Annotated in this window: 17 protein-coding genes and 1 pseudogene; 9 read left to right on the plus strand and 9 right to left on the minus strand. The window is 70.8% G+C overall.

Annotation, left to right across the window (positions count from 1 at the left end):
* Positions 1 to 58 precede the first annotated feature (58 nt).
* The 4 genes from ACVFYP_RS26200 to ACVFYP_RS26215 form a co-directional block, all read right to left on the minus strand.
* Positions 59 to 1,069, minus strand: coding sequence for an Ldh family oxidoreductase (locus ACVFYP_RS26200; RefSeq protein WP_499203126.1), 1,011 nt, complete (start codon positions 1,067 to 1,069; stop codon positions 59 to 61).
* 20 nt (positions 1,070 to 1,089) lie between these two features.
* The gene (locus ACVFYP_RS26205) at positions 1,090 to 2,061 is read right to left on the minus strand and encodes a Bug family tripartite tricarboxylate transporter substrate binding protein (RefSeq protein WP_499203127.1); all 972 of its coding nucleotides are present in this window, start codon (positions 2,059 to 2,061) and stop codon (positions 1,090 to 1,092) included.
* 69 nt (positions 2,062 to 2,130) lie between these two features.
* Positions 2,131 to 3,105 carry a Bug family tripartite tricarboxylate transporter substrate binding protein gene (locus ACVFYP_RS26210; RefSeq protein WP_499203128.1) on the minus strand — a complete coding sequence of 325 codons (975 nt, stop codon included), beginning with the start codon at positions 3,103 to 3,105 and terminating at the stop codon, positions 2,131 to 2,133.
* Positions 3,102 to 4,028 (minus strand): methyltransferase domain-containing protein, encoded by a 927-nt coding sequence (locus tag ACVFYP_RS26215; protein ID WP_499203129.1) that lies wholly within the window; start codon positions 4,026 to 4,028, stop codon positions 3,102 to 3,104. Before ACVFYP_RS26215 ends, ACVFYP_RS26210 begins: the two co-directional genes overlap by 4 nt.
* 138 nt (positions 4,029 to 4,166) lie before the next feature.
* Here ACVFYP_RS26215 and ACVFYP_RS26220 point away from each other — a divergent pair, with 138 nt between their 5' ends.
* A complete protein-coding gene (locus ACVFYP_RS26220) occupies positions 4,167 to 6,044 on the plus strand; it encodes an AI-2E family transporter (protein ID WP_499203130.1) in 1,878 nt (625 codons plus the stop codon).
* A gap of 34 nt (positions 6,045 to 6,078) precedes the next feature.
* On the opposite strand, the gene ACVFYP_RS26225 is transcribed toward ACVFYP_RS26220, so the two are convergent.
* From ACVFYP_RS26225 to ACVFYP_RS26235, 3 genes are all read right to left on the minus strand, one after another.
* Positions 6,079 to 7,311, minus strand: coding sequence for a hypothetical protein (locus ACVFYP_RS26225; protein WP_499203131.1), 1,233 nt, complete (start codon positions 7,309 to 7,311; stop codon positions 6,079 to 6,081).
* Positions 7,308 to 8,276 carry a metal ABC transporter solute-binding protein, Zn/Mn family gene (locus ACVFYP_RS26230; RefSeq protein WP_499203132.1) on the minus strand — a complete coding sequence of 323 codons (969 nt, stop codon included), beginning with the start codon at positions 8,274 to 8,276 and terminating at the stop codon, positions 7,308 to 7,310. Before ACVFYP_RS26230 ends, ACVFYP_RS26225 begins: the two co-directional genes overlap by 4 nt.
* A gap of 85 nt (positions 8,277 to 8,361) precedes the next feature.
* Complete coding sequence (locus ACVFYP_RS26235; protein ID WP_499203133.1) at positions 8,362 to 9,114, minus strand: hypothetical protein; 753 nt, start codon at positions 9,112 to 9,114, stop codon at positions 8,362 to 8,364.
* A gap of 116 nt (positions 9,115 to 9,230) precedes the next feature.
* On the opposite strand from ACVFYP_RS26235, the gene pip reads away from it, so the two are divergent.
* Entirely contained in the window at positions 9,231 to 10,181 is a 951-nt protein-coding gene (pip, locus tag ACVFYP_RS26240; RefSeq protein WP_499203134.1) for a prolyl aminopeptidase, read from the plus strand.
* A gap of 112 nt (positions 10,182 to 10,293) precedes the next feature.
* Here the strand turns inward: pip and ACVFYP_RS26245 are convergent, their stop codons facing one another.
* On the minus strand, positions 10,294 to 10,920 hold the full coding sequence (locus ACVFYP_RS26245) for an HAD-IA family hydrolase (protein WP_499203135.1): 627 nt from the start codon (positions 10,918 to 10,920) through the stop codon (positions 10,294 to 10,296).
* Positions 10,921 to 11,028: 108 nt separating this feature from the next.
* On the opposite strand from ACVFYP_RS26245, the gene zapE reads away from it, so the two are divergent.
* Positions 11,029 to 12,192, plus strand: a complete 1,164-nt coding sequence (zapE, locus tag ACVFYP_RS26250; protein ID WP_499203136.1) for a cell division protein ZapE — start codon at positions 11,029 to 11,031, stop codon at positions 12,190 to 12,192.
* A gap of 181 nt (positions 12,193 to 12,373) precedes the next feature.
* Here the strand turns inward: zapE and ACVFYP_RS26255 are convergent, their stop codons facing one another.
* Entirely contained in the window at positions 12,374 to 12,697 is a 324-nt protein-coding gene (locus ACVFYP_RS26255; protein WP_499203137.1) for a hypothetical protein, read from the minus strand.
* Here ACVFYP_RS26255 and ACVFYP_RS26260 point away from each other — a divergent pair.
* The 6 genes and pseudogenes from ACVFYP_RS26260 to sucD all read left to right on the plus strand — a co-directional run bounded on the left by ACVFYP_RS26260 (position 12,684) and on the right by sucD (position 18,049).
* Positions 12,684 to 12,887 (plus strand): hypothetical protein, encoded by a 204-nt coding sequence (locus tag ACVFYP_RS26260; protein WP_499203138.1) that lies wholly within the window; start codon positions 12,684 to 12,686, stop codon positions 12,885 to 12,887. The genes ACVFYP_RS26255 and ACVFYP_RS26260 overlap by 14 nt on opposite strands.
* A 129-nt stretch (positions 12,888 to 13,016) precedes the next feature.
* A complete protein-coding gene (locus ACVFYP_RS26265) occupies positions 13,017 to 13,979 on the plus strand; it encodes a Bug family tripartite tricarboxylate transporter substrate binding protein (RefSeq protein ID WP_499203139.1) in 963 nt (320 codons plus the stop codon).
* Complete coding sequence (locus ACVFYP_RS26270) at positions 13,979 to 14,716, plus strand: hypothetical protein (RefSeq protein ID WP_499203140.1); 738 nt, start codon at positions 13,979 to 13,981, stop codon at positions 14,714 to 14,716. Before ACVFYP_RS26265 ends, ACVFYP_RS26270 begins: the two co-directional genes overlap by 1 nt.
* Before the next feature lie 192 nt (positions 14,717 to 14,908).
* A complete protein-coding gene (gene mdh, locus ACVFYP_RS26275; RefSeq protein WP_499203141.1) occupies positions 14,909 to 15,862 on the plus strand; it encodes a malate dehydrogenase in 954 nt (317 codons plus the stop codon).
* Positions 15,863 to 15,951: 89 nt separating this feature from the next.
* Positions 15,952 to 17,148 (plus strand): annotated as a pseudogene (sucC, locus tag ACVFYP_RS26280) (ADP-forming succinate--CoA ligase subunit beta); the annotation flags it as partial.
* A gap of 4 nt (positions 17,149 to 17,152) precedes the next feature.
* Positions 17,153 to 18,049 carry a succinate--CoA ligase subunit alpha gene (gene sucD / locus ACVFYP_RS26285; RefSeq protein WP_499203142.1) on the plus strand — a complete coding sequence of 299 codons (897 nt, stop codon included), beginning with the start codon at positions 17,153 to 17,155 and terminating at the stop codon, positions 18,047 to 18,049.
* Positions 18,050 to 18,117: the final 68 nt, after the last annotated feature.

Raw genomic sequence — 18,117 nt, forward strand, 5'->3', positions numbered from 1 at the left:
CCAGTCAGCCCATGTTCCATGGGTGACGGCGAAGCGGCGATGCGCGGTGGCGATGATGCTACCCGGCTTCGGACGCCAGCGCCCGCAACTGCGCCAGCAACGGCGCCGGCACCTCCACCCCCTCCACCCCGGCACGGGCGGCGAGGCTGGCGCGGCGGCTGCCGGGCAGGCGCACGCCGGGGTCGCCCTGCATGGCGGCCAGCAGGAATTCCAGCCGCTCGGCGAAACCCTCCGCCCCGCCCAAAGCGCCGGGGTCGATGGCCAGCAGGGCATGGCCGAGGCGGGGGCGGTTGCCTTCCTCGGCGAAGAAGCTGTCGGCCTCGAAGCCGAAGGCGGCGCCGGTCAGGGCGCAGCACAGCAGCTCCACCACCAGCGCCAGCAGCGCGCCCTTGGTGCCGCCCATGGCGAGCATGGCGCCATCCAGCGCCGCCTGGGGATCGGTGGTCGGATTGCCATCGGCGTCCAGCGCCCAGCCGAGCGGGATTTTCTTGCCGGCCTTGGCCGCCAGCATGATCTTGCCGCGCGCCACCTCCGACAGGGCCATGTCGATCACCAGCGGGTCGGCGCCCTGGCGAGGGAAGGCGGCGGCGATGGGGTTGGTGCCCATCAGCGGCCGCTTGCCGCCCGGCACCGGCATGGCGGCCGGCGAATTGGTGAAGGCCAGCGCCACAAATCCCTGCCGCGCCAGCGCCGCCACCGTCAGGCCCATGGCGCCGGCATGGTTGCTGTTGGTGACGCCGATGAAGGCGACGCCCTGCGCCCGCGCGCGCCTGGCGGCCTCCGCCACCGCCAGGTCCAACGCGGGATAGGCGAGGCCGTGCCCGGCATCGATCAGCGCGGTTCCGCCACGCTGCGCCACCACCATGGGCACCGCCGCGCCATCGGCCCGGCCCCCGGCCAGGAAGCCGGCATATTGCGGCACCCGCGACAGGCCATGTCCGCCCTGGCCCTCCGCCTCCGCCGCCACCAGCGCGACGGCGGTCAGCCGGGCCATCTCGGCATTGGCGCCGGCCGCCGAAAGCGCGGCGGCGGCGAGGGTTTGGGCGTCAGCCAGGCTCAGTCGGGGCATCGGGGGTTCATCCGGTGGTTTCACGCATCGGGCTTGATCCCGGCTTCGGTGACAAGGGAGGCCCAGCGATCCGTCTCGCGCCGCACGAACTCCGTGGACCGGGCGCGATCCCAGCCGAGCACCTGAAAGCCCCCCTCCTGCGCGCGCTGGGTGGTGAGGGGGTCGTGGATCGCCGCCTGCACGTCGCGTTCCAGCCGCGCCAGGATGGCCTCCGGCACCGCCGCATTGGTCAGCACGGCGGTCCAGTTGGTGATCTCGAGCTCGGGCAGCCCGGCCTCCCGCACCGTCGGCACCTCCGGCACCAGCGGGTGGCGCTCGGCGCTGGTCACGGCCAGCGCCCGCAGCCGGCCGCCGCGGATCTGCGCCAGGCATTCCGGCAGGTTGGAGACCATCATGTCCAGATTGCCGGCGGCGAGATCGGTGACGGAGGGCGCGCCGCCGCGATAGGGCACATGCACGATCCGCTCGCCGGCCCGGCTCACCCGCCGAAACAGCTCCAGCCCCAGATGCGGCGGCGATCCGGTGCCGGAGGAGCCGACATTCAGCGTCCGCTCCCGCGCCTGCGCCACCAGCGCGGCCAGGTCCCGTGCCGGGTTGCGTTCCGCATTCACCACCACCGCCAGGGGCAGGGAGCCGAGCACCGAGAGCACGGCGAAATCGCGCCGGAAGTCATAGGGCGCATTGGGGAACAGCGTGGCGTTCACCGCATGGGTCAGAGTGATGGCCAACAGCGTATGCCCATCCGGCGGGGATTTGGCGGCGGCGTCGGCGCCGATCAGCGCATTGCCGCCGGCGCGGTTGTCGATGACCACCGGCCGGCCCCAGCCCTCGCCCAGCTTCTGGGCGACCAGGCGCGCCATGATGTCGGTCAGCCCGCCGGGCGGGAAGGGCACGATGTAGCGGCCGTTGCGATCCGGGAAGGCCAGAGCGGGGACCGGCAAGGGCAGCAGGCTGGCGGCGGCGAGGCAGAGCGCCGTGCGGCGTCGGAACATGGAACCTCCCATTGCGTCTTGTCGCGCAAGGGGAGAGTGCCAGGGTGCGTGCCGCGCGCGTAAGGAAAATCAGCCGGCGAGGCGAATGCCCATCTCGCGGATCAACGGCCCCCAACTGGCGCGTTCGGCCGTCAGCATGGCGTCGAACTCCGCCGGGCCGCTGGCCATGGTGCCGATGCCACCCGCCGCGAGACGGGATTGCACCGCCGGTTCCGCCAGCGCCATGGCCAGAGCGGCGGCCAGCCGGTCCACCGCCGGCTGTGGCGTCGCGGCGGGCACCACCAGACCCTGCCAGGCCTCCACCACATAGCCGTCCATTCCCGCCTCCACCGCCGTCGGCACCTCCGGCAAGGCGGGAAAGCGCTGGGCGGAGCCGATGGCCAGGGCGCGCAGCTTGCCCTCGCGCAGCTGGGGCAGGGCGGCGGCGGTGTCGAGCATGGCGAAGCCGATGCGCCCGGCCATCAGGTCGGTCAGCACCGCGCCACCGCCGCGATAGGGAATATGCGTCGCATCGACCGCTCCGGCCTGGCGCAGCAGCCGCGCTCCGGCCAGGTGCTGCGGCGATCCGACGCCTGAGGAGCCATAGCTCAGCCCCGTCAGGCCGCGCAGCCCGGCCAGGTCGCGCAGCGCGCTGTCCGCCGGCACCAGCGCCAGAAGCTGGAACCGCGCCAGCCCGCCGATGGCCCGGAAATCCCGCGCCGGGTCATAGGGCAGGCGGTCATGCAGGAAGGGGTTGAAGACCAGGATGCCGTTGTCGCCCGTGAACAGCGTGTGGCCATCCGGCGCCGCGCGGGCCGCCAATTCGCTGGCCAGCAGCGCGCCGCCGCCGGGCCGGTTCTCCACCACCACCGGCTGGCCCAACGTGCCGGCCATGGATTGCGCCAGCAGCCGGGCGATGAGGTCCGAGCCTCCGCCGGGCGGATAGCCGAGGATCCAGCGCAGCGGCCGTTCCGGCGACCAGGTGGATTGCGCGCCCAGTTGCGCCCGCGCCGCCGTCGCGATCAGCAGGGCAGGGGCGGCGAGCAGCGGGCGGCGTCGGATCATGTCGGTCGCACCTCGATGGCGGCGTGGCAGATTCGGTCATCCTCCGGCGCCCGGTCCAGCGCCGGATGCGCACCGCCCGGGGGCAGCATCGGCAGCGGCCAGACCAGGCGGTGCGGCGTGGTGGCGGCGAAGCCGGCGGCCTGGAAGGCGGCGAGGAATTGCGACAGGCCGAGCTGGTTGCAGTAGAGCCCGGCCCGCGCCACCGCCGGCCCCTCCCAGAACCCCGGCCCGAAGGCCAGGTGGCGCAGCCGGCCGCCGAGATGGTCGTGGAAATCCACCGCATGCAGGCCGACCCCGCCCGGTGCCGCGACGCGCCGCAGCGCCGCCAGCAGCGGGGCGAGATCCGCTTTGCGCACATGTTCCAGCGCGACTTCGGAGAAGGTGAGGTCCACCGACCCCGCCGGCACCTCCGCCAGCCGCGCCGGTCCGCCGACCAGCAGCCGGGCGCCGCAGGCGGCGAGCACATCCTCCCGGCTCGCGCAGGCGGAAAGGTCCGGTGGGGTCAGGCCGGCCGCGCGGGCGGCTTCCGCCGCGGCGCGATAGGGGGCGAGGTCGCGCGGCGCCGCATCCTCCACATCCAGATACCAGATCGGGCCGAGGCCCAGTGCGGCCGCGATCGGCGCGCGCAGCACCATGGCGCCGGGCCCGACCTCCAGAAGCGTGCGTGGCGCGCGGCTCGTGAGGCTGCGGAAGCGTTCCACGCGCCAGCGCAGCGGGTCGACCAGCCGGCCCGGCTCCAGCGCATCGAAGGAATGCCGGCGCAGGCCGAGCCGGCGCCAGGCGGCGGCCGGCACCGGCAGGGCGCCCAGCACCAGCTTCACGCCGAGCTTCAGCCACCAGGGTGCCCGCGCGCCGCTGGCATAGCCGGGGGGGACAGGCGTGTCCCGCGGCGTGTCGGAGATCGCATCGGTCTGGGCTGGCATCTTGGTTCCGCTTGGGTCGCGCGGAGGCTACCGGAAAGCGCCGTGGGGCGGAAACCGGGGGCGGGCGCGATTTACCGGCGAACTGGACCGGTGCGACGGCGTTCCGGATGCGAGCCTAGCCCCCAAGGACCCATCCGCATGCCTGAATTCCCGTCCGCCGCGCATCGCGGCGTCCGTGCCGCTGGGGTCCCGCAAAGCGGCGCGGCCGTCGCCCAGGCGGCGCTGGTCGTCGTCGCGGTCCTGTATTTCGCGCGAGAACTGCTGGTGCCGCTGGCGCTGGCGGTGCTGCTGTCCTTCGTGCTGGCGCCGATCGCCCGGGCGCTGCGGCGCTTCGGCATTCCGCGCGTGGCCGGCGTGCTGGCGGCGGTGCTGTCGGCGGTGGCGGTGATTGGCTTCCTCGGCCTGATCATGGGCCGCCAATTGGCCGAGTTGGCCGGCGATATCCCCATCTATCAATATGAACTGTCCCGCAAATTCGCCTCCCTGAACGCCAGCGGCGGGCTGCTGGAGCGGGCGCAGGAGATGCTGCGCGGCCTGGCGGCGGGGGCGGAGCGTGCCGCACCCTCCGGCCCGCCGATGGTGGGTGGGGAGGCGGTGCGGCCGCTGCCGGTGGAAGTCCGGCTGCCCGATCCGAAGCCCTTTGAACTGCTGCAAAGCGTGCTGGAGCCGCTGCTCTACCCGCTGGCCACCTTCGGCATCGTCGTCGTGCTGGTGATCTTCGTGCTGCTGTACCGTGAGGATCTGCGCGACCGGGTGATCCGGCTGGTTGGCGCTGGCGATCTGCATCGCACCATGGCGGCGATGGATGACGCGGCCTATCGCCTGTCGCGCTTCTTCCTGGCGCAGACCGCAATGAACGCCGCCTATGGCGTCTTCATCACCGTGGCGCTGATGCTGATCGGCGTGCCGCAGCCCATGCTGTGGGGCATTGTCGCCGGGCTGATGCGCTTCGTGCCCTTCGTCGGCACCATCGTCGCCATCGCCTTCCCGCTGCTGCTGGCGCTGGCCGTCGATCCGGGCTGGTCCATTCCGCTAATGGTCCTGGTGCTGTTCGGCATCAGCGAGGCGCTGATGGGCCAGGTCTTCGAACCGCTGGTCTTCGGCCATTCGACCGGCCTGTCCCCGATCGCGGTGATCGCCGCCGCCACCTTCTGGACCTGGCTCTGGGGCCCGATCGGCCTGCTGCTGGCGGTGCCGCTGACGGTCTGCCTGGTGGTGCTGGGGCGCCATGTGGAACGCTTCGAGTTCCTGGAGGTGGCGCTGGGCGACCGGCCACCCTTGGACCCGCCCGAAACCTTCTACCAGCGCGCCTTGGCCGGCGATGCCGATGCGCTGGAGGAGCAGGCGGAGGCCGTGCTGCGGGAGAAGCGCCTGTCCGACTACTACGACACGGTGGCGCTGCCGGCCCTGGCGCTGGCCCAGGGCGACACCCAGCGGGGCAGCTTCGCGCCGGAACGGCTGGCGGCACTGCGCAGTTGCATCGGCACGCTGGTGGAGGATCTGGAGGAGGAGGCGGAGGACGACCTGCCGCCCGATCCGCCGATCGCCGAGCCGGACCACACCGACAACCCCCCCGCCCCGCTGGTGCCGGTGCCGCCGGACAGTCTGGTGCCGCCCGGCTCCGTGATCTGCATGGCCGGCCGCGGCCCCTTCGACACGGCCGCCGCCGGCATGCTGGCGCAGGTGCTGCGCAAGCGCGGCATCGGCGCCGTGGCCGCGCCGGTGGAGCTGGTGCGCGGTGGCGACCTCACCGGCTTCCCACCGGAGGTGGTGCGCCAGGCCTGGCTCTGCACGGTGGAGGGTGGTTCCTCCTCCGCCGCCGCGCGCTACCTGCTGCGCCGCCTGCGCCGCCGTTTCCCGGATGCGAAGGTGGCGGCGATGGTGGTGGGTGGTCAGGAAGGGCGGTTGCCCGAGGCGATGCACAGCGAGGGCGCGGCGGCGGTGGAAGGCCGGGTGGCCGATGTCGCCCGCGCCGCGCTGCGCCTGGCGGCACCGTCTCTGTCGGGCGGCAAATAGGGGGCGGGGCTTCGCGCCCCAGCCCCGTCCGGCCTCAGAAGCCGCGCCAGCCGACCCGCACCAGCACGGCGTGGCTGGTGCCGAGGCCCTCCGCCTCCTCCCGCGCATAGCGGCCATATTGGTAGCCGGCATCGATGGTGAAGTTGTGCGGCAGGTCGGTGCCGATGGAGGCTTCCAAGTAGTTCTCCGTCGGCAGCGCCTCCACGCTGCGCTTCCGCTGGTCGCGCTGCCAGGCCAGCGTGCCGCGCCATTCGCCGATGCGGTGCTGGACGCCCAGCGTGGTGAAGGTGCGGCGTTCGCGGATGCTGGTATCGAGCATCGTCTCGACCTCGTCGCCGGTATCGGGGTCGAAGCCCAGCAGCGTGATCTCGGTGCGCGGCCGCGCGGCGGCGTTGCGGAACTGCACGCCCTCGGCGAAGAACAGCGTGCGCTGGGCGGCGGACCAGCGCTGTTCGTAGCGCAGGCCGACCGTGTAGCCCCATTCGCGGGCCGTGCCGTCATCCCCGGCGCCGCGCGTCAGCACACCCAGGTGGTAGGACAGGCCCGGCGCCCATTCGAAGCCGTCGCCATCCAGCGCCAGCACGGCATTGTCCATCTGCCCGGTATTGCCGGGGCCGCCCTGGGCGCGGGTGTTGCGGTTGAAGCGCTCATAGGCCTCATCGCAGCAGCGCCGGCGCGTCAGGAAGGTGGAGGACAGGAAGGTCCGGTCCAGGGTGAAGATGGCGGCGGAGATGTCGTGCTCGCCGAAGACAGGGTCGGACAGGAAAGTGCGGGTGGCGGCAACCCCCAGGCTGTCCGTGATGGCATTCACCTCATGCGCGCGGATGCGGGTCAGGATGCCCGGAAAATCGTGATGGCCGCGGCCGAAGGGGGCGACGAAGCGGCCGGCCTGGAGCGTGGTGTCCGCATCCGGCTTCCATTCCAGATACAGCGCTTCCATGAAGGCGGACTGGCGGCGGAAGAAGGTGGTGCCGCCATCCGGCGTGCCGCCCAGCGCATCGCCCTCCCCGATCGGTTCGAAGGCCAGCACGCCCTGGATCGAGAAGCCCGGCGCCAGATGCAGCCCGGCGGCGAGTTCGCCATAGAGATAGGTGCTGGTGCCGCGCCGCGCGGCGTCCGATGCGCTGGTGGTGCCCACCGTGTAGAGGCCGATATCGACCTCCTGCGCCAGATGCGGGCGGAAGCCGGTGGCGCTCTCCTGGGCGGCGGCGGCCAGGGGGGCGGCCAGGGGGAAGAAGGCAGCCAGCGCCGCGAGAAGCGGCCTCATGCCGCACCTCGCATCGCCTGGACCAGCAGGCCGACATTGTGCCGGAACATGCCCTCATAGGTGGGCGCGGGGCCATCGGGCTGCGACAGCGCGTCGGCGAACAGCCGGCCGCGCACCCGCACCCCCGCCTCCTCCGCCAGGCGCGTCAGTGTGGAGGGGTTGCCCATGTTTTCCAGGAATACGGCGGTGATGCCTTCCGCCCGGATCTGGCGGATCAGCCTGGCGACCTCCGCCGCGCTGGGCTCGGCCTCGGTGGAAATGCCCTGGGGGGCGAGGAAGGCCACGCCATAGGCGGCGCCGAAATAGCCGAAGGCGTCATGGCTGGTGACCACCTTGCGGCGGGCTTCCGGCACGGCGGCGATCTGCGCCCGCACCCAGCCATCCAGCGCTTCCAGCCGCGCGACATAGGCGGCGGTGCCGGTACGGATCGCCTCCGCCTGGGTGGGCAGGGCGGCTTCCAGCGCGGTGCCGATGGTGCGGGCGTATTGGGCGCCGAAGCGCAGATCCTGCCAGGCATGCGGATCCGGCACCTGGCGCGGCCCGACCGAATGGTTCTGGCGCCGCCCGGCGCCGCCATGGCTGTGGCCGCCATGGTCGTGGCCACCGCCCTCCATCATCCGCGGCGTGATGCCCTGGGTCGCGGTGGCGACGGCGCCGCGATAGCCGGCGGAGCGCGTCATGCGGTCCATCCAGCCGTCGAAGCCGAGGCCGTTGCGCACCACCAGCGTCGCATCGCGCACCGCCTGGGCGTCGGAAGGGCGGGGGGAGAAGCTGTGCGCATCCACATTCGGCCCGGCGATGCTGCGCAGCCGCACTCGGTCGCCCGCGATCTGCGCGACCATGTCGCCGAGGATGGAGAAGGAGGCGACGACCAGCGGAGACTGCGTGCCTTGCGCAATGCCGCGTGTGGCGGCGAGGCCCGGCAGCAACAGGGCGGGTAATGCGAGGAGGGAACGCCGGCGCATGGCGTGAGGACCTTGGAATGTTATATTGTAACTCTATGCGGCAAAGACAGTGCCGGCAAGCCGGGCGCCCTGACGAAGGCGCGGGTCAGCCCCGCCGGAACAACCGCCGCAGCCACCCCCAAAGACCCTCACCCTTGGGCGCGATGCGATGATGCGTCACATGCGGACGGCGGGAGGGCGGCGGCAGGGCGGAGGCGACGGTGTGCCGCCCGGTGTCCTGCGCCTGGATCAGACGCCGTTCCAGCGCCAGGACCTGCGCCACCGCCTCCGGCGGTTGGGACAGCGCCAAAGCCTCCACCGTCGCGCTGGCATCGCCCCAGGCCTCGGCCCGGCGCAGCGCGTCGATCACCCGCACGGTCTGCTCGGCATCCAGCTGCGGGCCGCCGCGCCACAGCGCCACTGCATCCAGCCGCCAGGCACGGGCCATGTCCGGCCGGCCGAGATCATCGGCCACCCAGGCAGCCTGCAACGTGGCCTCGGCCGCCGCATGCAGCGCGCCGGTCTCCTCCAGCACCAGGGCCCAGGCCAGGAAACGGCGGGCGAGGGGGGGCGTGCCGGATTCCGCCAGAAGGGCGCGGAAGGGCGCGGCGCGCACCGCCTCCGCCGCCGCCGGATGGGCGCGGGTGATGTCAGGCGCGGCATAGCCGCAGCCGGGACATTGCTGCAGCCAGCGCACCATGGTGGAGCGCACAGGCTCCCCAGGCCGCAGATCGAGATCCGGCGCCTGTTCGGGCGGCGCGGGGCGGAAGGGTGCATGCCGGCTCTCCGTGCCGCAGACGCCGCAGCGGAGCGCGCTGGCGGTGGCGGAGCGGGATCCGGCCGAAGGGGTCTCGGCCATCTTCCCAAACTAGGGACGAACAGCGCCCGGGCGAAGGGTGCACAGGCCGGATTCCGCATCGAGATGCGCAACAAGGCTTATGGACTCGGGGCGGGTCGGCCCCTTAAAGGGCAAATATGCCCCGCGGCGACCTTTTCCCCGATATCGCCCCCTATGAGACCGGCCTGCTGCCGCTCTCGGCGGGGCACGTCATGTACTGGGAGCAGGTCGGCAATCCGCGCGGCCAGCCGGCCCTGTTCCTGCATGGCGGCCCCGGCGCCGGGGCGGGCGCCATCCACCGTCGCTTCTTCGACCCGCATCACTGGCGCGTGGTGATCTTCGACCAGCGCGGCGCCGGCCGGTCCCGGCCGCTGGGCGAACTGCGGGACAACACGACGCCGCATCTGGTCGAGGATATCGAGGCGCTGCGCCGCTTCCTCGGCATCGAGAAATGGCTGCTCTTCGGCGGGTCCTGGGGCAGCACCCTGGCGCTGGCCTATGCCCAGGCGCATCCGGACCGGGTGGCGGGCTGTGTGCTGCGCGGCGTCTTCCTCGGCCGGGCGAGCGAGGTGGAGTGGTTTCTCTACGGCCTGCGCCGCGTCTTCCCCGATGCCTGGGCCGCCTTCGCCGAACATGTGCCACCCGCCGAGCGCGGCGACCTGCTGACCGCCTATCTCAAGCGGTTGTGTGACCCCGACCCCATGGTGCACGGCCCGGCGGCGCGGGCCTGGAGCCTGTATGAAGGCTCCTGCTCCACCCTGCTGCCGAGCCCGGAGACGGTGGCGAGCTTCGCCCAGGACCGCAGCGCGCTCGGCCTGGCCCGGATCGAGGCACATTATTTCCGCCACGACCTGTTCCTGCCGCCCGGTGGGCTTCTGGGGAACATGGAGAAGATCGCGCATATCCCGGCGGAGATCGTGCAGGGCCGCTACGACATGGTCTGCCCCTGCGACACCGCCTTCGAACTGGCGGCCGCCTGGGGGCGGGCGCGGCTGACGGTGATTCCGGATGCTGGGCATTCGGCGCTGGAGCCGGGGGTGCGGACGGCGCTGGTCAGCGCGGTGGAGCGGTTTCGGCGGCGGGGTTAGAGCATTTTCAAGCCTTGCGGCTTCGCAAGGCGACTCGGAAAATGCGCCAAAACAATGAGCTAGGGCCGTTTCACCGTCTACGCTTCCGGTGAAACGGCTCTAGCGGCCGTACCTACAGATGTCGCGGCAGTTCGTGCAGCCCGGCGATGCTGCGCACGCCGTCCGGCAGCCAGGGCGCGGACTCCGGCACCAACGCCACCACCTGCATCCCCGCCGCCAACGCCGCCTGCACCCCCGGCTCACTGTCCTCCACCACCAGGCAGTGTGCGGGCGCGGTGCCCATGGCGGCGGCGGCGTGCAGGAACAGGCCGGGTTCGGGCTTCCAGGACCCGACCTCATAGGCGCTGAAGATCCGCCCTTCGAAATGCGGCAGCAGGCCGGTGATCGTCAGGCTCAGCTCGGTCTTGGCGCGGGGTGCGTTGGAGGCGACGCAGAAGGGCAGGTGCAGCGCCTCCACCAGCGCCGTCGCGCCCGCCATCTCCCGCAGCCCGGCGCGCAGTGCCTCCGCCGTGCGGTCGCGCAGGCGGTGTTCGAAATCGGCGGCCAGGGGGCGGCCGAGCATCGCGCTGGCCTCCGCCATGGCCAGGGCCAGGCGCTTGCCGCGAAAGGCGTGCAGCGTCTGTTCCGCCGTCATCGCCAGCCCGGCTTCCACCAGCGCCTCGGCGAAGACCACGGCGCCGAGCGTTTCGCTGTCCACCAGCGTGCCGTCGCAATCGAAGATGATGGCCTGGATGGTCATGCGGGAGTCTCCGATGCGGCGCGCGGCAAGCTGCGGAAGCGCGAAGGGCGCGTCAATCCGATCGGCCAGGGAATTGCCGGGCGCCGCCGGTCGCGGTATCGCGCCCGGATGAATGATCGGCCGCATCCCGCCGGCGGAGGTCCGCTGCCCACCTATCGTGCCCGCCTGGCGGAGGGCGCGCTGGCCGCCGACCCGGCCCAGGCGCGGGCGGTGGAGGTGTTGCAGGACCTCTGGCGCCGCACCCAGGGCTACGACCCGCATCCGGAGGAGCCCGAGAAGGGCGGCTTCTTCGCCCGCTTCACCCGCCGCAAGCCGGTGGCGGCGGAGGAGGCACCGGCCGGCACGCCGATGGGCCTTTACCTGGTGGGGGAGGTCGGCCGCGGCAAATCCATGCTGATGGACCTGTTCTTCGAAACGGCGGATGTGGCCCGCAAGCGGCGCATCCACTTCCATCAGTTCATGCAGGACGTGCACCGGCGCATCCATGCCTGGAAGAAGCAGCATGGCGACACGACCGATCCGATCCCGCCGCTGGCCGACGCGCTGACGGCGGAGGCCGCGCTGCTGTGCTTCGACGAATTCCAGGTGCATGACATCGCCGATGCGATGATCCTGGGCCGGCTGTTCCAGGCGCTGTTCGCCCGCGGCACCGTCGTCGTCGCCACCTCCAACACCGCGCCGGCGGATCTGTTCAAGGGCCGGCCCGGGCGTGACGCCTTCCTGCCCTTCATCGGCCTGATCTCCCGCCGGCTGGAGGTGCTGACCCTGGAAGCCGCGCGGGATTACCGGCGCGACCGCGTTCGTGCCCTGCCGACCTGGCATGTGCCGGCGGATGAGCGGGCGACCCGCGCCCTGGATGCCGCCTTCGAGGAATTGACCGGGGAACGGCATGGCCAGCCGGCCCGCCTGAGCCTGCTGGGCCGCAGCCTGGAAGTGCCGCAGGCCGCACGGGGCGTGGCGCGCTTCGATTTCGAGGCGCTCTGCGGCCAGCCGCTTGGCCCGGCCGATTACTTGGCCATCGCGACCCACTTCCACACTCTGGTGCTGGACGGCATCCCGCGCCTGGGGCCGGAGAATTTCGACCGCGCCCGGCGCTTCATCACGCTGGTCGATGCGCTGTATGAACATCGGGTGAAACTTCTGGCCAGTGCTCAGGCGGTTCCGGACCGGCTGCATGAGGAAGGTCATAATGCTGCCATGTTTGCCCGGACGGCGAGCCGGCTGAACGAGATGCAAAGCCAGGATTGGCTTGGGTTGCAGCACCTCACGTAACATCCAGAAATGCGCGTTGACAGGCCACGGGTCCGTCAGTCTAGTAACGCGCATGGGAGAGCCCCTGTCGGGGTTCGGGGGATGACACGAGTCTGCTTGGGGCGGGCTCGTGAAGACCGGGGGAATTTTATCGCATGCGGCTGATCCTGCTCGCCCTGCTATCCGTGCTTGTCCTCGCGCCTCAGCCGGCTGATGCCGCCCGACGGGACGATCGAAGCGGAGCGACGGCGAGCAGAACCAACGCCGCGGCCAATCCCGCGACCCGCGCCTCCACCCGCGCCACGCCGCGGACCGCCACCCGCAGCACCGCCGCCCGGCCGAGCCGGACCACGGCCCGCGCCACCACGGCGCGCCGCACCACCACCAGCGCCGCGCGCACGACGACCCGCAGCGCGGCCACCCGCAGCGCCAGCCGCACCACGACGCGGACCGCGACTCGCAGCGCCGCCACCCGCCAGCAGGCAACGCGCAGCCGCACCGCCAACCGGCAGGTGACGGTCCGCACCGCCCGCCAGGGCACCGTGGTGCGCGGCGCCGCCGCCGCCACCATCTCCGGCCGCAGCGCCGGCCGTGGCATCTCGGGCTGGCAGGCAGGCCTGCCGGCAGTGACCATGGCGCAGCGTGATTGCCCGGCCGGCACCTTCGCCACCCTGGCGCGCGGCCATGCCGACATCGTCCGCTGCATGCCGCTCTGACGGCAGCCAGACTGCCGGGCTTCTCGAAGGGCGCCTCACGGCGCCCTTTTTTATGGGCGATTTGACCGGACAACTGTCTTGTCAGGCGGAAAAATCTGGCACCAGACTGGTGGCGGAGGAAACGCCACAATGCAAAGACGTCATCTGCTGGCGGCGGCGGGGGCACTTGCGGCGCCCCGGCTGGCCAGCGCCCAGGCCTGGCCCGCGCGCCCGATCCGCCTGATCATCCCCTATCCGCCCGGCGGCGGCACCGACACGCTCGCCCGGCCCTGGGCGGAGCGGATGCGCCAGAAGCTGGGCCAGCCGCTGGTGGTGGAAAATCGCGGCGGCGCGGCCACCAATATCGGTATGGAGGCGGCTTCCCGCGCGGCGCCGGATGGCTACACCCTGGTCGTCAACGCCGACAACATCGCCTATTTCCCCTTCCTCTACAGCCGCTTGCCCTACCAGCTGCAGCGGGATTTCACCCCCATCGGCTATATGGCGGAAACGCCGCTGGTGGTGGCCGCCAACCCCAATGTGCCGGCGCGCAAGCTGCGGGAGTTCGTCGCGCTGTGCCGCGCCAACCCCGAGAAATACGCCTTCGCCAACCCCTCCATCGGCTCGCCCCATCACATGGGCTTCGAACTTCTGGCGCGGGAGGCTGGCATCAAGCTGGTGCAGGCGGAGTATCGCGGCGGCGGCCCGGCGATGAACGATGTGCTGGCGGGCCACGTCCATCTCGGCGTCTTCAGCCTGGGCTCCGTAACGCAGCATTTCGCCGCCGGCACGCTGCGGCCCCTGGCGGTGCTCTCCACCCGGCGATCCGCCGCGGCGCCCGATGTGCCGACCACCGCCGAGGAAGGCCTGCCCCGCGTGGTAAACGCGCTGCGCTTCCTGTTCTTCGCCCCGGCCAACACGCCGCGGGAGATCGTGGCGGCGCTGGAGGAGGCGAGCCGGGAAAGCCTGGCCGACCCCGCGCTGCGCGACCAGCTCACCCGCGTCGGCTTCGAGATCATCGCAACCGGCCCCGACGAGGCCCGGGCCATGCTCCAGGCCGAGCATGACCGCTGGGCCGAGATCCTTCCCTCCCTCAATCTGAGGCTCGACTGATGGCAACCCGACTCGATATTCCCGGCGATGCCGCCCGGGTGGTGCAGGCTGTGCAGGCCGGCGGGGTGGCGCTGATCCCGATGGATGTCGGCTATGCCGGCATCGGCGGCTGCCAGGACGCCCTGATGCGCTTCTTCCGCGCCAAGGGCCGCGGCGCCCATAAGCGCAACGCCATGCTGGGCAACCTCGACCTGCATGACGAGCTGCACCTGCTGGGCGCCCGCGGCAAGGATATGGTGCGCTGCCTGGTGCAGGATTACGACCTGCCGGTGGCCGTGGTCGCCGGATTCCGGGAGCAGCACCCGCTGCTGCGGGCCCTTGGCGAGGAGGCGCTGGCCGCCAGCACGGATGGCGGCACACTCGCCATGTTGTTGAATGCCGGCAATTTTCTGGGCGAGGTGACGCGCCAGGCGACAGAAGTGAACCAGCCGCTGTTCGGCAGTTCCGCCAACCTGACCGGCACCGGCACCCGCTTCCGCGCCACCGATGTGCAGCCGGAGATCCGGGCGGTGGCGGAGGTGATCGTCGATTACGGGCTGCAGAAATTCCACCGCTACCGCCGCAGCTCCACCATGATCGACTTCCGGACCATGGACGTGGTTCGCATCGGCTCCTGCTACGAGGTGATCGCGGATGTGCTGCAGCGCCATTTCGGCGTGGAGCTGCCGGCCGATCCGGGGCTGGAGGCGTTGCCCTCCGGCCATTTGCGGGAGGCGCAGCGCAGCTACGCGGCCTGAGGCCCCGGCGGGGAGCGTTTTCACCGGGGGCGAGGCCGCGCCCCCGGCAGTCCCGGCAAAAACTGCGCCAAAGGCGCAAAGCCAATGCCTTGCCCGTCTAGCGGGGCGGGAGTAGGAAGCCACGCAGGGCGCGGCCGCAGGGTCGCCGCCCATAAATCCCTGCGAAGTTTCCACGAAGGCAAGGACCGCTGCATGGCCCGCAAGAAGATCGCGCTCATTGGCGCCGGCAACATCGGCGGCACGCTCGCCCATCTCATCGGCCTGAAGGAGCTGGGCGACGTCGTCATGTTCGACGTCTTCCCGGGCGTCGCCGCCGGCAAGGCGCTGGACATCATGCAGTCCGGCCCGGTCGATGGCTTCGACAGCCACATGGTCGGCACGGGCGACTACAGCGCCATCGAGGGTGCGGACGTCGTCATCGTCACCGCCGGCTTCCCGCGCATGCCGGGCATGAGCCGCGACGACCTGCTGACCAAGAATGCCGGCGTGATCGGCCAGGTGGCGGAGGGCATCAAGACCTACGCCCCGAACGCCTTCGTGATCTGCATCACCAACCCGCTCGACGTCATGGTCTGGGTGCTGCAGCAGCGCTCCGGCCTGCCGGCGGAGAAGGTGGTCGGCATGGCCGGCGTGCTGGATTCCAGCCGCTTCCGCCTGTTCCTGGCCCAGGAATTCGGCGTGTCGGTCGAGGATGTGACGGCCTTCGTGCTCGGCGGCCATGGCGACACGATGGTGCCGCTGACCCGCTACTCCACCGTCGCCGGCGTGCCGGTGCCCGACCTGATCAAGATGGGCTGGACGACGCAGGAGAAGATCGACGCGATCGTCGCCCGTACCGCCAATGGCGGCGGCGAGATCGTGAAGCTGCTGGAGCGCGGCTCCGCCTTCTACGCCCCGGCGGCCTCGGCCATCGCGATGGCGGAAAGCTACCTGCTGGACAAGAAGCGCGTCCTGCCCTGCGCCGTGAAGCTGAACGGCGAATATGGCCAGGACGACTTCTATGTCGGTGTGCCGGTCGTCATCGGCGCCGGCGGCGTCGAGAAGATCATGGAAGTCGAGTTCACGGCCGAGGAAAAGGCCGCCTTCGACAAGTCCTGCGACGCGGTGAAGAAGCTGATCGCGGACTTCAAGGCGCTCGGCGTCTGAGACCGCCCGCCGGCGGCCCCAATGCCTTGAAGGCGTTGGGCCGACGGCCTGTCTGACGCCCCTCGGGGCGCCCTGCCTGCCGGAGACATCGGATGAACATCCACGAATACCAGGCCAAGGAATTGCTGCGCCGCTACGGCGTGGCGGTGCTCGAGGGCCATGTGGCCTGGACGGCGGATGAGGCTGTCGAAGCGGCGAAGAAGCTGCCCGGCCCCGTCTATGTCGTGAAGTCCCAGATCCATGCCGGCGGCCGCGGCGCCGGCCGCTTTACCAATGACCCGAACGGCAAGGGCGGCGTCCGCGTCGTCAAGTCGATCGAGGCGGTCAAGGAAGCGGCCGAGGCGATGCTCGGCAATGTCCTGGTCACCAAGCAGACCGGCGAGCAGGGCAAGCTGGTCTCCCGGGTGTTCGTGGAAGATGGCTGCGACATCAAGCGGGAGCTGTATCTCGGCCTGCTGATCGACCGCGAGACCAGCCGCGTCACCGTGATGGCCTCGACCGAGGGCGGCATGGAGATCGAGGAGGTCGCTCACGACCACCCCGAGAAGATCCTGAAGGTCGCCATCGACCCCGCCTCAGGCATCTTCCCCTACCACGCCCGTAAGCTGGCCTTCGGCCTCGGCCTTGAGGGCAAGCAGGTCGCCGCGTTCCAAAAATTCGTGCTGGCGCTGTACGGGGCGTTCCTGGAACTGGACTGCGCCATCGTCGAGATCAACCCGCTGGTCGTGACCGGCAAGGGCGACATCGTCGCGCTGGACGCCAAGGTGTCCTTCGACGAGAGCGCGCTGTTCCGCCACAAGGACCTCGAGGCCCTGCGCGATGACAGCGAGATGGACCCGAAGGAACTCGACGCGGTCAAGAACGACCTGAACTATGTGGCGCTCGATGGCGAGATCGGCTGCATGGTGAACGGCGCCGGCCTGGCGATGGCCACCATGGACATCATCAAGCTGTACGGTTCCTCGCCCGCCAACTTCCTCGACGTCGGCGGCACCGCCAATGCGGCGCGGGTGACAGAGGCCTTCCGGATCATCACCTCCGACGTCAACGTCAAGGCGATCCTGGTGAACATCTTCGGCGGCATCGCCAAGTGCGACATGATCGCCAATGGCATCGTGGAAGCCAGCAAGAACCTGAAGCTGTCGGTGCCGCTGGTGGTGCGGCTCGAGGGCACGAATGTCGACCTCGGCAAGAAGATCCTCGCCGAATCCGGGCTCGCCATCATCGCGGCCGACAACCTCGCGGATGCGGCCCAGAAGGTCGTGGCCGCGGTCAAGGGAGCCTAAGACCATGGCCGTTCTGATCGACGCCAAGACCCGCGTGATGACCCAGGGCTTCACCGGCGCCCAGGGCACCTTCCATGCCAGCCAGGGCATCGCCTATGGCAGCACCTATGTCGGCGGCACGACCCCCGGCAAGGGCGGCACCATGCACCCCGAGCTGAACCTGCCGGTGTTCAACACCGTGGTGGAATGCCGGGACGCGACGGGCGCGAATGCCACCGTCATCTACGTACCCGCCCCCTTCGCGGCGGATGCGATCCTGGAGGCGATCGACGCCGAGATCCCGCTGATCATCTGCATCACGGAGGGCATTCCGGTGCTCGACATGGTGAAGGTGAAGCGGGCGCTGGCCGGCTCCAAGTCGCTGCTGGTCGGGCCGAACTGCCCGGGCGTGATCACGCCGGATGCCTGCAAGATCGGCATCATGCCGGGCCATATCCATCGTCGCGGCTCGGTCGGCATCGTCAGCCGCTCCGGCACCCTGACCTATGAGGCGGTGGCGCAGACCACGGCGGCCGGCCTCGGCCAGTCCAGCTGCGTCGGCATCGGCGGCGACCCGGTCAAGGGCATGGACTTCATCGACGTCCTGAAGCTGTTCCTGGCCGATGACGAGACCCAGTCCATCATCATGATCGGCGAGATCGGCGGCCAATCCGAGGTGATCGGCGCCGAATACCTGGCCGAGCACAATTTCGGACCGGGCAAGCCGAACAAGCCGGTTGTCGGCTTCATCGCCGGCGCCACGGCGCCTCCGGGCCGCCGCATGGGCCATGCCGGCGCGGTGATCTCGGGCGGCAACGACACGGCCGCGGCGAAGATGGAAGCGATGGCCAAGGCCGGCATCATGGTCGCCGACAGCCCCGCCGCTTTGGGGTCGACCATGGTAAAGGCGCTCAAGAAGTAACGTAACGGTCACCAGGGTCGCGTCAGGCTCCTGGCTGGGGGCCTGACGTTGGCGGCCCCGGCGACCTA

The sequence above is a fragment of the Roseomonas sp. F4 genome (genome assembly GCF_053891155.1).

Coding starts and splice junctions, on each gene's coding strand:
- ACVFYP_RS26200 (WP_499203126.1), bottom strand. CDS start 1,069: ATGCCCCGACTGAGCCTGGCTGACGCCCAAACCCTCGCCGCCGCCGCG.
- ACVFYP_RS26205 (WP_499203127.1), bottom strand. CDS start 2,061: ATGTTCCGACGCCGCACGGCGCTCTGCCTCGCCGCCGCCAGCCTGCTG.
- ACVFYP_RS26210 (WP_499203128.1), bottom strand. CDS start 3,105: ATGATCCGACGCCGCCCGCTGCTCGCCGCCCCTGCCCTGCTGATCGCG.
- ACVFYP_RS26215 (WP_499203129.1), bottom strand. CDS start 4,028: ATGCCAGCCCAGACCGATGCGATCTCCGACACGCCGCGGGACACGCCT.
- ACVFYP_RS26220 (WP_499203130.1), top strand. CDS start 4,167: ATGCCTGAATTCCCGTCCGCCGCGCATCGCGGCGTCCGTGCCGCTGGG.
- ACVFYP_RS26225 (WP_499203131.1), bottom strand. CDS start 7,311: ATGAGGCCGCTTCTCGCGGCGCTGGCTGCCTTCTTCCCCCTGGCCGCC.
- ACVFYP_RS26230 (WP_499203132.1), bottom strand. CDS start 8,276: ATGCGCCGGCGTTCCCTCCTCGCATTACCCGCCCTGTTGCTGCCGGGC.
- ACVFYP_RS26235 (WP_499203133.1), bottom strand. CDS start 9,114: ATGGCCGAGACCCCTTCGGCCGGATCCCGCTCCGCCACCGCCAGCGCG.
- pip (WP_499203134.1), top strand. CDS start 9,231: ATGCCCCGCGGCGACCTTTTCCCCGATATCGCCCCCTATGAGACCGGC.
- ACVFYP_RS26245 (WP_499203135.1), bottom strand. CDS start 10,920: ATGACCATCCAGGCCATCATCTTCGATTGCGACGGCACGCTGGTGGAC.
- zapE (WP_499203136.1), top strand. CDS start 11,029: ATGAATGATCGGCCGCATCCCGCCGGCGGAGGTCCGCTGCCCACCTAT.
- ACVFYP_RS26265 (WP_499203139.1), top strand. CDS start 13,017: ATGCAAAGACGTCATCTGCTGGCGGCGGCGGGGGCACTTGCGGCGCCC.
- ACVFYP_RS26270 (WP_499203140.1), top strand. CDS start 13,979: ATGGCAACCCGACTCGATATTCCCGGCGATGCCGCCCGGGTGGTGCAG.
- mdh (WP_499203141.1), top strand. CDS start 14,909: ATGGCCCGCAAGAAGATCGCGCTCATTGGCGCCGGCAACATCGGCGGC.
- sucD (WP_499203142.1), top strand. CDS start 17,153: ATGGCCGTTCTGATCGACGCCAAGACCCGCGTGATGACCCAGGGCTTC.